Annotated in this window: 15 protein-coding genes; 5 read left to right on the top strand and 10 right to left on the bottom strand. The window is 69.5% G+C overall.

Translation table 11 applies throughout. The annotated features are described in order from the left end of the window. The first annotated feature begins 17 nt into the window (after positions 1–17). The gene (locus ABIA33_RS08075) at positions 18–392 is read left to right on the top strand and encodes a DUF427 domain-containing protein (RefSeq protein WP_370078695.1); all 375 of its coding nucleotides are present in this window, start codon (positions 18–20) and stop codon (positions 390–392) included. Between the two features lie 210 nt (positions 393–602). Further along, positions 603–1739 carry a Fic family protein gene (locus tag ABIA33_RS08070; RefSeq protein WP_370078693.1) on the top strand — a complete coding sequence of 379 codons (1137 nt, stop codon included), beginning with the start codon at positions 603–605 and terminating at the stop codon, positions 1737–1739. A 28-nt stretch (positions 1740–1767) separates the two neighbouring features. Here ABIA33_RS08070 and ABIA33_RS08065 read toward each other — a convergent pair whose 3' ends face one another. The 6 genes from ABIA33_RS08065 to ABIA33_RS08040 form a co-directional block, all read right to left on the bottom strand. Further along, positions 1768–2205: a type II toxin-antitoxin system VapC family toxin gene (locus ABIA33_RS08065; protein WP_370078691.1), complete on the bottom strand. Its 438-nt coding sequence runs from the start codon at positions 2203–2205 to the stop codon at positions 1768–1770. Next, positions 2202–2474 (bottom strand): hypothetical protein, encoded by a 273-nt coding sequence (locus ABIA33_RS08060; RefSeq protein WP_370078689.1) that lies wholly within the window; start codon positions 2472–2474, stop codon positions 2202–2204. Before ABIA33_RS08060 ends, ABIA33_RS08065 begins: the two co-directional genes overlap by 4 nt. A 278-nt stretch (positions 2475–2752) precedes the next feature. Continuing rightward, a complete protein-coding gene (locus ABIA33_RS08055) occupies positions 2753–3601 on the bottom strand; it encodes an ABC transporter permease (RefSeq protein WP_370078687.1) in 849 nt (282 codons plus the stop codon). Between the two features lie 2 nt (positions 3602–3603). Beyond that, a complete protein-coding gene (locus ABIA33_RS08050; RefSeq protein WP_370078685.1) occupies positions 3604–4593 on the bottom strand; it encodes an ATP-binding cassette domain-containing protein in 990 nt (329 codons plus the stop codon). After that, positions 4590–5483 carry a DUF4097 domain-containing protein gene (locus ABIA33_RS08045; protein ID WP_370078683.1) on the bottom strand — a complete coding sequence of 298 codons (894 nt, stop codon included), beginning with the start codon at positions 5481–5483 and terminating at the stop codon, positions 4590–4592. Before ABIA33_RS08045 ends, ABIA33_RS08050 begins: the two co-directional genes overlap by 4 nt. Before the next feature lie 114 nt (positions 5484–5597). Then, a complete protein-coding gene (locus ABIA33_RS08040) occupies positions 5598–6143 on the bottom strand; it encodes a hypothetical protein (protein WP_370078681.1) in 546 nt (181 codons plus the stop codon). A gap of 170 nt (positions 6144–6313) precedes the next feature. Between ABIA33_RS08040 and ABIA33_RS08035 the strand changes: the two genes are divergently transcribed. Further along, positions 6314–6727, top strand: a complete 414-nt coding sequence (locus ABIA33_RS08035; protein ID WP_370078679.1) for a GntR family transcriptional regulator — start codon at positions 6314–6316, stop codon at positions 6725–6727. 153 nt (positions 6728–6880) lie between these two features. On the opposite strand, the gene ABIA33_RS08030 is transcribed toward ABIA33_RS08035, so the two are convergent. After that, entirely contained in the window at positions 6881–7858 is a 978-nt protein-coding gene (locus ABIA33_RS08030) for an MBL fold metallo-hydrolase (RefSeq protein WP_370078677.1), read from the bottom strand. Continuing rightward, a complete protein-coding gene (locus ABIA33_RS08025) occupies positions 7842–8573 on the bottom strand; it encodes an ArsR/SmtB family transcription factor (protein ID WP_370078675.1) in 732 nt (243 codons plus the stop codon). The genes ABIA33_RS08030 and ABIA33_RS08025 overlap by 17 nt, the downstream gene beginning before the upstream one ends. Between ABIA33_RS08025 and ABIA33_RS08020 the strand changes: the two genes are divergently transcribed. Then, entirely contained in the window at positions 8523–9389 is an 867-nt protein-coding gene (locus ABIA33_RS08020; RefSeq protein ID WP_370078673.1) for an Fpg/Nei family DNA glycosylase, read from the top strand. The two genes, ABIA33_RS08025 and ABIA33_RS08020, sit on opposite strands and share 51 nt — an antisense overlap. 69 nt (positions 9390–9458) lie before the next feature. Here ABIA33_RS08020 and ABIA33_RS08015 read toward each other — a convergent pair whose 3' ends face one another. Both ABIA33_RS08015 and ABIA33_RS08010 read right to left on the bottom strand, forming a co-directional pair. Next, entirely contained in the window at positions 9459–10592 is a 1134-nt protein-coding gene (locus tag ABIA33_RS08015) for an aminotransferase class I/II-fold pyridoxal phosphate-dependent enzyme (protein WP_370078671.1), read from the bottom strand. Further along, positions 10589–11233, bottom strand: coding sequence for a transcriptional regulator (locus ABIA33_RS08010; protein WP_370078669.1), 645 nt, complete (start codon positions 11231–11233; stop codon positions 10589–10591). The genes ABIA33_RS08015 and ABIA33_RS08010 overlap by 4 nt, the downstream gene beginning before the upstream one ends. A gap of 208 nt (positions 11234–11441) precedes the next feature. Here ABIA33_RS08010 and ABIA33_RS08005 point away from each other — a divergent pair, with 208 nt between their 5' ends. Next, positions 11442–12596 (top strand): low temperature requirement protein A, encoded by a 1155-nt coding sequence (locus ABIA33_RS08005; RefSeq protein WP_370078667.1) that lies wholly within the window; start codon positions 11442–11444, stop codon positions 12594–12596. The last annotated feature ends 93 nt before the right edge of the window (positions 12597–12689 follow it).

Raw genomic sequence — 12689 nt, 5'->3', positions numbered from 1 at the left:
CACCAGCAGGAGGAATCATGACGACCCGGGAACCCAAGATCCCCGGCCCCGACCACCCGATCACCATCGAACCCACCGGCGTACGTGTAGTGGCCCGCGTCGGCGCACACATCATCGCCGACACCAGCAGGGCCCTGACCCTGCGCGAAGCCAACTACCCGCCGGTCCAGTACATCCCGCTCGGCGACGTCGACCCGGCGCTCCTTGCGCCCAGCGCCACACGAACCTACTGTCCCTACAAGGGCGACGCCTCCTACTACAGCGTCAAACTGGCGGCAGACGCACTGGTCGACGCGGTGTGGACCTACCCCGAGCCGTACGGGGCGGTCGCAGACATCGCCGGCCACGTCGCCTTCTACACCGACAAGGTGGAGGTCGTCGTCGGGGCCTAGCCGCCGAAGGCGTCCGAAAGACGGCATCCACACCCGCCGCCGGTACCCGCTACGCGAACCGCCGCACAGCGGGTACCGACCGGATCAGCTCACTTCCGCGAGAGAAGTGGCGACGACTGTGGCGTCGATTCTTCGCCCAGGCAGTAGTGCGTCGCCCCCCTGCCCCCCTGACGCCTTGATGCAATGACTGCGTCAAGGTATTATTCCTGCATGCTCTACCCGACTCCTGCCCTCAGTCCCGTCGACGAACACGTGCTCAGCGAGATCGACCACATGCGGGAGGCGCTGCGACACCAAGTGCGCACCGCACCGTCCAAATGGACTGCCGGGCTCCGCAAGTTCCTGACCGCCGATGCTGTGGCGGCCTCAAACTCCATCGAAGGATTCAAGGTGTCGACGGTCGACGTCGAAGACCTGATGGACGGCGAGCGTGACGTCGAGGTCTCGGAGGAGAACCGCGAGGAGACCCTCGCCTACCAACGGATGATGACGTACATCCAGACACTCCACGACGCGCAGGACTTCACCTACAGCAAAGGCCTGCTCAACGCACTGCACTGGATGCTGCAGGGCCATCGCCACACCGTGCGAAAGCCGGCCGGGCAGTGGCGTCGTGGCCCGGTCTACGTCACTGACGCCCGTGACCCCAGCATCGCGGCCTACACCGCCCCGGACGCCGAGCGCGTTCCCGTGCTGGTACAGGAACTCGTCGACTGGCTCAACGCCGATGATGGAACCCACCTTCTGGTCCGAGCTGCAATGGCGCATCTGCATCTCGTCTCCATCCACCCCTGGGCCGACGGGAACGGCCGGATGTCCCGTTCTCTGCAGACGCTGATGATCGCTCGCGAAGGAGTCCTGGCCCCGGAGTTCTCGTCCATCGAGGCGTGGCTGGGGCGCCCCGGCAACACCTGGGAGTACTACCGCGAACTCGCGGACCGAGGACCGGAGTATGTCCCCGACCAGGACGTCTCCAGCTGGATCCGCTTCAACCTGACCGCCTATCACCAACAGGCGCAGACCGTCCAAGGCCGGCTCGACCGCTCCGGACGGGTATGGGGATCGCTGGCCGATTTCGCCGAGAACAACCGCCTGGACGAGCGCGCGGTGACCGCCCTGCACGACGTGGCCATGGCCGGCCGCGTTCGTCGCTCACGCTACGAGCACGCCGAAGGGCTGAGCCTGCAACAGGCGCAACGCGACCTCCGCGACCTCGTCACCGCGCAGATCCTCGAACCGGTCGGCCGGACTCGCGCCCGCTACTACACGGCAGGGCCGCGCTTCCCGCAGCCCGCCCTGGACATCGCGCGCACTCCGATGACCTTGAGGAATCCTTACGCCAACTGATCGACATTCGGCAGCACGCCGACCGGCGTCAGACCGCCAGAACCCTGACCTTCGCAGAGCTACCCGTTCGCCCGGCGCCGGCTCGATCCAGTCGATCGTCGAGCAGAGTGGAGATGTCGTCCACGTCCGAGGTCAGCACGGTTGCCGGGCTGTCTGCTGCCGCCAGTGCAGTGGCGACGACCATGGCGTCGATCGCGTACTTGTGCCCGCGCAGACCCGCGCTCTTCAAAAGGTTCGACGCGGCTTTGGCCAGATCCTGAGTGAGGGGGACGGCCACCAGACGGGAGAGGGCCCAGTCGAGCCTCGCGGGATGCACCGAGACGTAGTCGGCCTCAACGATGGTGGCAGCGGCGATCACGACCCGGACGTCGTCCTGGGCGGCCACCGCCAGGCGCGCCGTCATCTTCCGATCGGCACGCAGGTAGAGCGAGAGGGCCTCACTGTCGAGCACCCAGGTGCCACTCACGCGACGTCGCGGCGCGGCACCGCGCCGTAGATCTCCTCGCGAGCCGCCTGGATCTCCTCAGACGTGAGCGAACCGTGGATCTCCTCATTGGCTTGGATCATCGCCTGGAGATTGTCACGCTCTATCTGGCGACGTACGGCCGCCTCGACATACGGCGACACACCGCGTTTGCCCACACGGTCACGTACCGAGTCGATGACACTGGCATGAAAGGAGACCGACACGGAAACGGTCGGGTCCTGCTCGGGGACGAGAGCGCTGTCAGTCATGCCAGAACTCTAGCAATACTTTTGCTAGAGCAAGGGCATCTCCCGACGGTTTCGCGCTCGCCGGCCTCGGCGCGCTGACGCTCCTGGCCGGTGCCGGTGCGGTACGCATGGCGTCGCGGAAGTCCGAGTCCTGACCGGGACCGGGACCGGGACCGGGTAGGTACGAGCGGCACGGCCGGCAGGACGACAGCAGGGCCCTCATGATCCGAGGGCCCTGCTGCTCTTCGTTATCCGTTGTGCGGCGTGTCCCGCCGCGCTCCGCGCGTCCCGCCATCAGCTCAGCGCGGCTTCGGCTCCCGCTCGTACAGCCGCCGCGACCAGGCGTACGACAGCACCGCGACCCCGACGCACCAGGCGATCGTGATGACCAGGTTGTCGCCGATCTTCGTTCCGGTCAGCAGTCCGCGCAGCGTCTCGTTCACCGGGGTGAACGGCTCGTACTCGGCGAACCAGCGCATGCCCGTCGGCAGCGAGCTGGTCGGGACGAACCCGCTGCCGAGGAACGGCAGAAGGATGAGGAACATCGGCGAGTTGCTCGCGGTCTCCACGCTCTTCGCCGACAGCCCCAGGCCGACGCACAGCCACGTCACGGCGAAGGTCAGCAGCAGGACCACGCCGAAGGCGGCGAGCCACTCGGCCGCGTTCGCGTGCGGCCGGAAGCCGACGGCGATCGCGGCCGCGGTGACGACCACGACGCCTATCAGCGTCTGGATGGTCGCGCCCACGACGTGCCCGGTCAGCACCGAGGACCGGGCGACGGCCATGGTCCGGAAGCGGGCGATGATGCCCTCGGTCATGTCCTGCGCGACCGCGATCGCCGTTCCCTGCGCCGCGGCGGCCACGGCCATCAGGATGATCGCCGGGGCGACGTAGTCGGCGTACGCGGCGCGGCCGCCGTGCAGGCCGGCCGGCATCCCGCTGCCGAGCCCCGACCCGAGCGTCCCGCCGAAGACGTAGACGAACAGGAGCAGGAAGACCAGCGGCATCAGGGTGATCATCAGGGTCAGCGACGGATAGCGCTGCATGTGCCGCAGGTTGCGGCGCAGCATGATCCGCGCGTGGACGAGGGCGTGGGAACCGGTGTCGGCGGTGTCGAGGCCGGTGTCGTCCATCGTGATGGTGCTCATCGTCAGGCTCCCTTCTTGCCGGTGAGGGCGAAGAAGACGTCGTCGAGATCGGGGGTGTGCACGGTGAGCGCCTCGACCTCGACCGAGGCGTCGTCCAGCTGCCGCAGCAGCGTCCGCAGGGTGCTGACGCGGCCGTCGCCGGCGAGCTGGAGCGTGAGCGCGTCGTCGTCGCGGCCGGTCGGGGCGAGCACCGTCGCGGCGAGCACCGTCGCGGCGGCGTCGAGTTCGGCGCGGTCGGCGAAGGCCAGCTCGATGTGCCCGCCGGGGGTGCGCGCCTTGAGCTCGGCGGGCGTCCCCTCGGCGACGATCCGGCCGCCGTCCAGCACCGCGACGCGGTGCGCGAGCTGGTCGGCCTCCTCCAGGTACTGGGTCGTCAGCAGGATGGTCGTCCCCTCCGCGACCAGCCCGCGGATGATGTCCCACATCGTGTGCCGGCTGCGCGGGTCCAGGCCCGTGGTCGGCTCGTCGAGGAAGATCAGCTTCGGGTTGCCGACCAGGGTCATCGCCAGGTCGAGCTTGCGCTTCATGCCGCCGGAGTAGGTCGACGCCGGCTTGTCCCCGGCCTCCGTCAGCTCGAACCGCTCCAGCAGCTCCTCGGCCCGGCGGCGTCCGACGCCCTTGGGCAGCAGGTGCAGATCAGCCATCAGCATCAGGTTCTCGCGGCCGGTGAGGTAGCCGTCGACGGCGGAGAACTGGCCGGTGACGCCGATCGCGCGCCGGACCGCCTGCGGGTTCTTGGCGGGGTCATGGCCGGCGATGCGGATCTCGCCGGCATCGGGACGGAGGTAGGTGGTCAGGAGGTGGACGGCGGTGGTCTTGCCGGCCCCGTTCGGGCCGAGCAGGGCCAGGATCGTGCCCTGAGGGACCGTCAGGTCGATGCCGTCGAGCACGGTCTTCTCGCCGAAGGACTTGCGGAGACCGCGGGCCGAGATCGCGGCGACGGCGGTCGAGCCAGTGGTTGCCCTGCCGATGGTGGATGTCACGGTGCTCACGCCTCCTCGTCCAGGCGCGGCGCGCGGCGGATGGTGACGTCGCCGAGCTTGGTGCTGGCGTGGACCTCGACCTTGTCGACCGGCTCGCCGGCCTCGGGGGCGTCGGAGGAGGCGAGCTCGTTGTAGACGCGGCCGACACCGGTGTTCAGCTCCAGCCAGGCGGCGCTGCCTTCGCGGACTCCGACCTCGACGCCGCCGTTCTTGGACGTGGCGGACACCTTGCCGCGCACGACCTCGCCGATCCGCACCTCGCCGTTGGAGGTGGCGGCGGTGATGTCGGACAGTGCGCGGTCGACGGACACCGAACCATTGGAGTCCTTGATGTTCGCGGGACCGGTGACGACGCCGACCCACACCTTCCCGTTGCCGGTGGAGACGTCGGCGGTGCCGTCCACGGTGCCGATCCGGATGTCGCTGGAACCGCTGTGCACCTCGGCGGAGCCGGTGACACCCTCGACGGTGATCTTGCCAACGCCGCCGCGGAGGTTCAGCGGTCCGGTCTCGGCGAGCCGGACGGCGCCGAGGTCGGTCTTGAGCACGACCGCGCCGAGGGCGCCGTCGGACTGGAAGTCGCCGAGCGAGGCCTCGCCGCGGACGTCGGAGTCGGTGGGCAGCTGGATGACGACGTCGATCGATTCGGGGCGCTTGCTGCTGAAGTTGACGAAGCGGCTGCGGGGCTTCCTGGAGACGATGCTCAGCGTCCGGGTGGCATCGTCGTACTCGACGCGGGTGTTCTCGGCGGCCTTGACGTCGGCGGCCTTGTTCGCGTCGGTGGGGCGGACCTCGACGATGGTGTCGGTGCGGTCGGAGACGGTGAAGCGGACGTCGGCGACGTAGAGGTCGAGGGCGACAGCGATCGGGGACGGGGTGTTGAAGGTCGAGAGGGACATCTCGGGTTCCTTAGCTCAGGACGGCCTTGGTCAGTGGGTGGTGCGGGTGGTGCTTGGGAGCTTCGGTGCTGCATGGGACCTGTCGTGGCGCCGTGCTGTCGTGGCGTTCGGGGATCAGCGGGCCCAGCCGCTGTAGCTCTGGCCGACGGTCCGGTCGGGCTTCTGCGCGGGGGCGGGCCGCGTGGCGCGCCGGCCCTCGTTGGACAGCCCGGCGGCGGCGGCCCGGACGATCCAGGCATTGACGGAGAGCCCGCCGCCGGCGGCGGCGTCCTCGATCAGAGCCTTGAGGTTGGCGGGCAGCCGCAGGTTGATCCGGACCATGGCGGCGTCGTCGCCCTCGGCGACGGGCAGCCGCACCTCGAGAGGGCCGGCCACGGCGTCATCGGCGGCCGGAGCGGCGGCCGGAGCGGCGGGCGCAGGCGGCGGCGTCACGACGAACCCGGCCCTCCCTCCCCGCAGCCGGACATCGACGGAGCCGGGCGCGAGCTCGGCGGAGATCTCCTCGGCGGCGGCGGAGAGCGCCTCCAGCAGGGTGAGCCGCACCGCGGCGTCGAGCGGGGCGAGAAGCCGGTCGGCGAGCGCGCGGGCGTCCTCGCCGCCGACCTCGGCCGCGGTCGTCAGCTCGCGGCGGAGGTTTTCGACGTACTGGGTGAGTTCCATGGCTCTAATGTGGCACCACTTTGGCACCACTGCAAGTCTTTCTGGCTCACTTTGGCGTATCAGCAGCTCAACAGTGGTGCCATGGATGCACAGAGGTGGCACCACACGGCGCCATGTGGTGCCGCGTGGTGCCAAACGGCGCCGTCTCGTATGGCCTGTCGTCAGTCCAGATGGGTGATGAACTCCACGCCGCCGCCAGGCTGCGCCCTGAGGACATCGCCGCGATGCGCGCGGCCCTGAACGACCAGCGCGCCGCCGTCGACGCGGTGGACGTCCAAGGCGTGATCTCCGGCAACCGGCGTTTCCATTTCGCCCTGCTGGAGCGCTGCGACAATGAGTGGCTGCTGCGCTTCGTCACGCAGCTGTGGGAGGCTCTGGAGCCGCACCGCGGCCTGTCCTACCGGCGCGCGGCCGCCGCCGGCGACCTCGCACGGGCCCAGGCGATCCTCGCCGAGCACGACGGCATCGTCACCGCCGTCGAGAACGCCGATGTCTCCCTGGCACTGCGACTGCTGGCCGAGCACCGCACGGGGGGCCGCTGCGACTTCCACCGTCTGCTCACTTCCGCCGAGCAGAGTGGCTAACCGGGTCGCTGCGCACAGGGCGCAGGCGAAGCGCTGGTTGGCGCAGCACGCGATGACCCGCCAGGGCATCCGACCGACCACCCGGGCCGTACTGGGGCCGTCGTTCGCGACCTTCCTTCGCTGGAAGGCGCGATCGACGGCCCTTCGCGTGCGTCAGCGGTCGTGCCGATTCCGGGGGTTGAGGGCTGCGAGGCTCAGGCGGAGCTTGTTGGCCAGCGCGCGGGCGAACAGCTTCGGCATGGCGCTGGTGCAGGGGCCGTTGTAGATGATGAAGTCATCGAACGTGTGCACGCCGGGACGGCTCGCGACGGACACGGCCGCGTCGCGGACGGCCGTCAGCTGGTCCACCGTCATCTGCAGCGGCGCTTCGTCCGGCTGGTAGGTGGCGCCGAACGGGAAGTCTCGGCCGGGTCGGCGGGTCATCTCGATGTGGCAACCCAGCACATGGCTTACCTGGCGCGACTGGGCGAACGCGACCAGCGTGTCCAGCGTCGCGGTGAAGGCGGCGAAGTCGCGGACGTAGAGCCGGCCCGGGAGCACCGTGTCGCCGGTGAGCAGAAAGCCCGTCCACGGGTCGTGGACGGTGATCGCCGCGCCGTGGTGCCCGGGGGAGCCGATCACCTCCAGCACCCGGCCGCCCAGGTCGAACCGGACCGTCTCCTGCGCCCAGGTGTCGAACCCGAAGAACGCCCGCACAGCGTCGGCGTCCCTGGTCACCACCCGGGTCGCCGGGCGGTCGGCGAACTGCCCGTCCGCGGCGACGTGGTCGCCATGCCCGTGGGTGTGCGCGACGACCAACTCGTAGTCGGGGCGCGGATGCTGGGCGAGCCACTGGGCCACGAGACGGTCGACGGTCTCCCGCAGCGGGAACAGCTCCGGATCCGCGGTCGCGCCGGTGTCCAGCAGCAGGGCCCGCTCGTTGCCGAACAGCAGGTAGAGGAACGGTGCCTCGAAGCTCAGGGTCTTGCTCTGACGCAGGATGAAGGTGTGTGCGTCGTAGGCGTGGACCTGGATCTTCGGATCGGTGGTGTGGCGCTTCGAGGGTGAGCCGTGGATCCAGCGGACGTCAAGGGAGCCGGGCACCGGCGCACCGTCCACGAAGTCGATCAGGCTGTCAACTGTCGGTTTCAACTTCACTGTCCCCCAAGTCGAGGTCGGGCAGCGGCGATGCCGCCAGGAAGAACCGGACGTGACGCTGTCCGGGTTGAAGCTGTGCGTCGTTTGCCTCCGCCTTGGCGAGGTAGGGCGCGAGAAGCTCGCTCCACTTCGTTGTGATGTCGGCGAGGTCGGCGGCGGAAAGCGGGAGCTTCGCCGTCGTGAGAACGTCTGCGCGGCGCCATTCCTCGGGCTCGCCCGGCCTGCGCTCCAGGTATTCCAGGACCCGCTCGATCTCGCGCCTGGCCAGGACCTGGCTGAGCTGCTGGGTCACGACCGGGTCCAGGTCCAGGCCGGGAGCGAAGCGGAAGCGCCGGTCCACCAGCCGCCACAGTCGCTCCCGCCGGTCACTCCCCTGGCCGGCATCCTCGACGAACCCGTATCTGGCGAGCTGTCGCAGATGGAACGAGCAGCTCGCCTGCGAGACGTCCAGGATCCGCCCGCACCGGGCAGCTGTTGCGGGGCCGATTTCCCCGAGCAGCTCGATCAGGTCGAGCCGCAGGGGATGAGCCAGGGCCTTCATGGCCTTCGGGTCGCCGATCTCCATATCCCAAAGAATACTTTGAGACTGCTGGATGTCAACGACTTCTTTGGCATCTCGCAGCGATCGGATCGGGCCGGGTCGGGGCAGACTGGTGGCATGCCTGAACTGCCGGAGGTCGAGTCCCTCATCCGGTTCCTGGCCGAGCATGTCGTCGGCCGTTCCGTCGCCCGGGTGTACCCGGTCGCCGTGCACGCACTGAAGACCTACGACCCGCCCGTCACCGCGCTGGAGGGTCGCACCTTCGACGGTGTGGCCAGGCACGGCAAGTTCCTCGACCTCCGGGCCGGGGACGTCCATCTGGTCATCCACCTGGCCAGGGCGGGCTGGGTGCGCTGGAACGACAAGCTGCCGGCGGAACCACCCCGCCCCGGCAAGGGTCCGCTGGCACTGCGGGTACGGCTCGCCGAACCCGAGGGCGCAGGCTTCGACGTGACCGAGGCCGGCACCCAGAAGCACCTCGCGGTCTACGTCGTACGGGATCCGATGGACGTGCCCGGCATCGCCCGGCTCGGGCCCGATCCTCTCTCCGAGAGCTTCACCCCGGCGGCCTTCGCCGAACTCCTCGACGGCGAACGCCGCCAGATCAAGGGCGTCCTCCGCGACCAGAGCACGCTCGCCGGAATCGGGAACGCCTACTCCGACGAGATCCTGCACGCGGCCCGGATGTCCCCGTTCAAGCTGGCCGCCAACCTCTCGGAGGAGGAGAGGGCCCGGCTCTACGCGGTGATCGGTACAACCCTCACCGACGCGATCGAACGGTCACGAGGCCTCGCCCTCCGCGATCTCAAGGCGGAGAAGAAGAGCGGACTCCGGGTCCACGGGCGCAAGGGAGAGCCCTGCCCGGTCTGCGGTGACACGATCCGCGAGGTGTCCTTCAGCGACTCGGCGATGCAGTACTGCCCCACCTGCCAGACCGGCGGCAAACCGCTCGCGGATCGGCGGCTGTCCCGCCTTCTCAAGTAGTCGGCCCGCACCGCCCGTTGAGCAGCGGGTGGGTGAGGCGTGAGGCTTCCAGGCCCGGCACGGGGACGGTCACCGGCGCGCCCGCAGCCACGCGGCGAGGGCGTCCAGGGCAGGCTCGGGATCGAGGCGTCCGATGCCGATGCGGAAGCGGTCGGCGGGTGTGGCGGTGAGCTCGGAGCGGTAGATGCTGGCGGGCAGCAGCAGGACCCCGGCCTCCTCGACGAGGTCGGTACAGAACGCCTCCACCCCGTCCTGGCCCAGGTATCGGGGGTAGGCGACGCAGCCGCCGTCCGGAGCCTGCCACGCGAACAGCTCGTCGAACTCGGCGAAGAAGGTCTCGAAGGCCGGCAGGTTGGCGGCGATGATGCCCCGGTTGCGGTCCAGGATGTGTTTACGGGCCTTGATCGCGATGCGGGCGAGGACCTCGCTGGGTGCCGAGTTGCAGATCGTCGTGTAGTGCTTGGCGCGTTCCAGGCGGGAGCGCAACTCCCGGTCCCGGCAGGTGATCCAGCCGAGTCGCAGTCCGGGGAGCCCGAGCGACTTCGAGGTGACGTTCAGCGACAGCGCCCGCTCCGACAGATCCGCCGCCTGGGGCAGGGTGCGGGACGGGTCGCGCTCCAGGCCTCGGTATACCTCGTCGCTGAACAGGTGGATCCCGCGCTGGTCGCACAGCTGGGCCAGCCCAGCGAAGTCCGCGGCGTCGATGACCTTCCCGGTCGGGTTGTTGGGGAAGTTGACGGAGACCACCCGCGTGTTGGGGCGGATGGCCGCGGCCACCTCGTCCAGGTCCAGCGCCCAGTCCCGCTCCGGGTCCAGGGCGACGCCGCTGACCTGGCACAGCGACAGCGGAATGGTCTCCGCGGCCTGGTAGTTCGGGGTGACGACCACCGCGTGGTCGTCGGGGCCGAGCAGGACCTGCATGGCCAGGTACAGGGCCTCTTCCGCACCGGCGAAGCAGATCACGTCGTCGGCGTCCGCGTGGGTGTACATCTCGGCGATCGCCTGCCGCAGACCCGGGTCGCCGAAGGTCTCGGTGTAGCCGAAGGACAGCGTCTCCCAGGCGTGGCGGTCCGCGTCGTCGGCCAGCGCGAGCAGTTCGGGCATGGTCATGGTCTGCGCGTCGGAGGCGGTCAGATGGTGGCGAGCGGTGAACTCCCAGCGGGAGAAGTAGGTCTCGAGCCGAAAGTCGGGCAGTCGGGTCATGGCTGGTTCCTTGGGGCTTTGAGTTCGGCGAGGAGCGCGTACACGGTGGAGCGGGACGCCCGCAGAGCGCCGGCGACGACCGGGACGGCTCTGCGCACCGCGAAGATGCCGGCCTGGTCGAGTTCGGCGAGGACGGCGAGGCGGTCCTCGCGTCCGAGGCGTTCGACTGGCCGTCCACGCGTGCGGACGTACGACCCGATGACCTGGTGCACGCGCTCGGTCCAGTCCTGCTCGAACAGCGGCTCGGGGCGCGGCACCGAGGGCGCGGCGAATCCGGCCAGCAGGGCCGCTGCCTGGTCCAACGGGGTGCGGTCGAGGTTGATGCAGAGGACGGCAGAGGGTTGTCCGTCCGCGTCCCGCAGTACGGCGCTGACCGACGACAGCCGCCGGCCGTCGGCCAGGAGCTTCTCGTAGGGCCCGAAGACGTCGTGGGCCGAGGGTTGGAGCTGATCCAGCTCGCCCAGGAGCGAGGGGTCGCCCGGTTCGCGCCTGGTCATCGGATTCCAGATGGCCAGCACCCGGTCGCGCCCCGCGTCGTGCAGCACCACCTCGGCGTACGGGCCCAGCAGCAGGGCCACGGCCTGGCAGGCCGGGGACCACATCGCCACCCGCGGGTCGGGGATTTCCACTGCCGTCTCCATGTCTGGACTGTATGTCCAGAATGGACCTGGAGTCCAGAGTCGCAGGTCAACGCGCCAGATCGGCGTACCAACCGGCGTACCAACCGGCGGGTCTTCGGTGATGTGACGCGATCTGGGCGAGGCAGGGTCCGTCGCGAGTACACCGACGATGTGCCGTTCGACGATCGACGGACAGGTCTCCGCGCCGACGGTCTGTCAGAATCCGGCCGTGACCCATGCCCACGCCCATGCCGCTCCCGCGGCTGCACCAGCACCGGCCGAGAACGTGCGGCCGCTGGAGTTGTTCTTCGACCTGGTGTTCGTGTTCGCGATCACTCAGATCGCCTCGGTACTGGCCGTGCACCCCAATGGGGAGGGATTGGCGCGGGTGGTGGTGCTGCTCGCGCTGACCTGGTGGATGTACGCCGGGTACGCCTGGCTCACCAATGCGCTGGACCTGGAGCGGACCCGGCCCAGGCTGCTGCTGCTGACCGGGATGGCGGCGTTCTTCGTGATGTCGCTGGCCGTGCCGCGATCGTTTGATCCGGGCCCGTGGGGGTTGGTGCTCGGATCGGCCTACCTGGTCGTGGTGCTGGTGCACACGGTCGGATTCCTGGGGACCTCCGGGCGGGCCGGCATCGCCCGGATCGGACCGCTGAACCTGCTGAGCGCGCTGATGGTGCTGGCGGCCGGCGCCCTGCCTGCAAGCTGGCGGCTGGGGGTTCTGGCCCTCGCCTGCGTGGTCCAGGTCATGACCCCGTTCCTGGTCGGGACCGGCGGCTTCACCGTCGGGGCGGGCCATTTCGTGGAGCGGCACGGGCTCGCCGTGATCATCCTGCTCGGCGAGTCGATCGTGGAGGTCGGCACAGCAGCCGGCAAGGCGGCCAGCCCGGCGACGGTGCTGCCGGGCGCGCTACTGGCGCTCGCGCTCAGCGCCGCGATGTGGTGGTTGTACTTCGACCGCGAGGAACGCGCGAGCGAGACCTACCTGGATCGCGTCCCACCGGAACGGCGACCGCGGGTCGCGGTGTACGCCTTCGGCTACGCCTATCTCGTGATGATCCTCGGCATCGCGGTCAGCGCGGTCGGGATGCAGGAGGCGATCGGCTCCTTCGACAGGCCGTTGGAGGGGCTGAGGTGGCTGCTTCTCTCGCTGGGCGCTGGGCTCTACCTGCTGGGGCTGGCCTGCTTCCACCGCGTGCTCGCCGGGAGTTGGCCGTGGCTACGGCTGGCCGGCGTGGTCGCCATGGCTCTGGCCGCACCCGCCGCACTCTGGGTCGGCGGCTGGCTTGCGCTGGCGCTGACCACCACGCTGCTGGTGGCGCTGCTGCTGACCGAGTCGGCCGAGGAAACCGGACGGTGGCGGCGGCCCGCTCGCCGCTGAGGAGCGGGGCGGGAATGCCGTCGGGGGTAAGGGCGTTGGATCGACCGCAAGTCAGTAGAAACAAAAACCGTTGCCTCATGACGGGCTGTTGCC

The organism is Streptacidiphilus sp. MAP12-16, from assembly GCF_041262165.1.
Classification (GTDB): domain Bacteria; phylum Actinomycetota; class Actinomycetes; order Streptomycetales; family Streptomycetaceae; genus Streptacidiphilus.
Note: the sequence above shows the minus strand (reverse complement) of the source record. Positions and strands in the feature narration are given on the sequence as shown.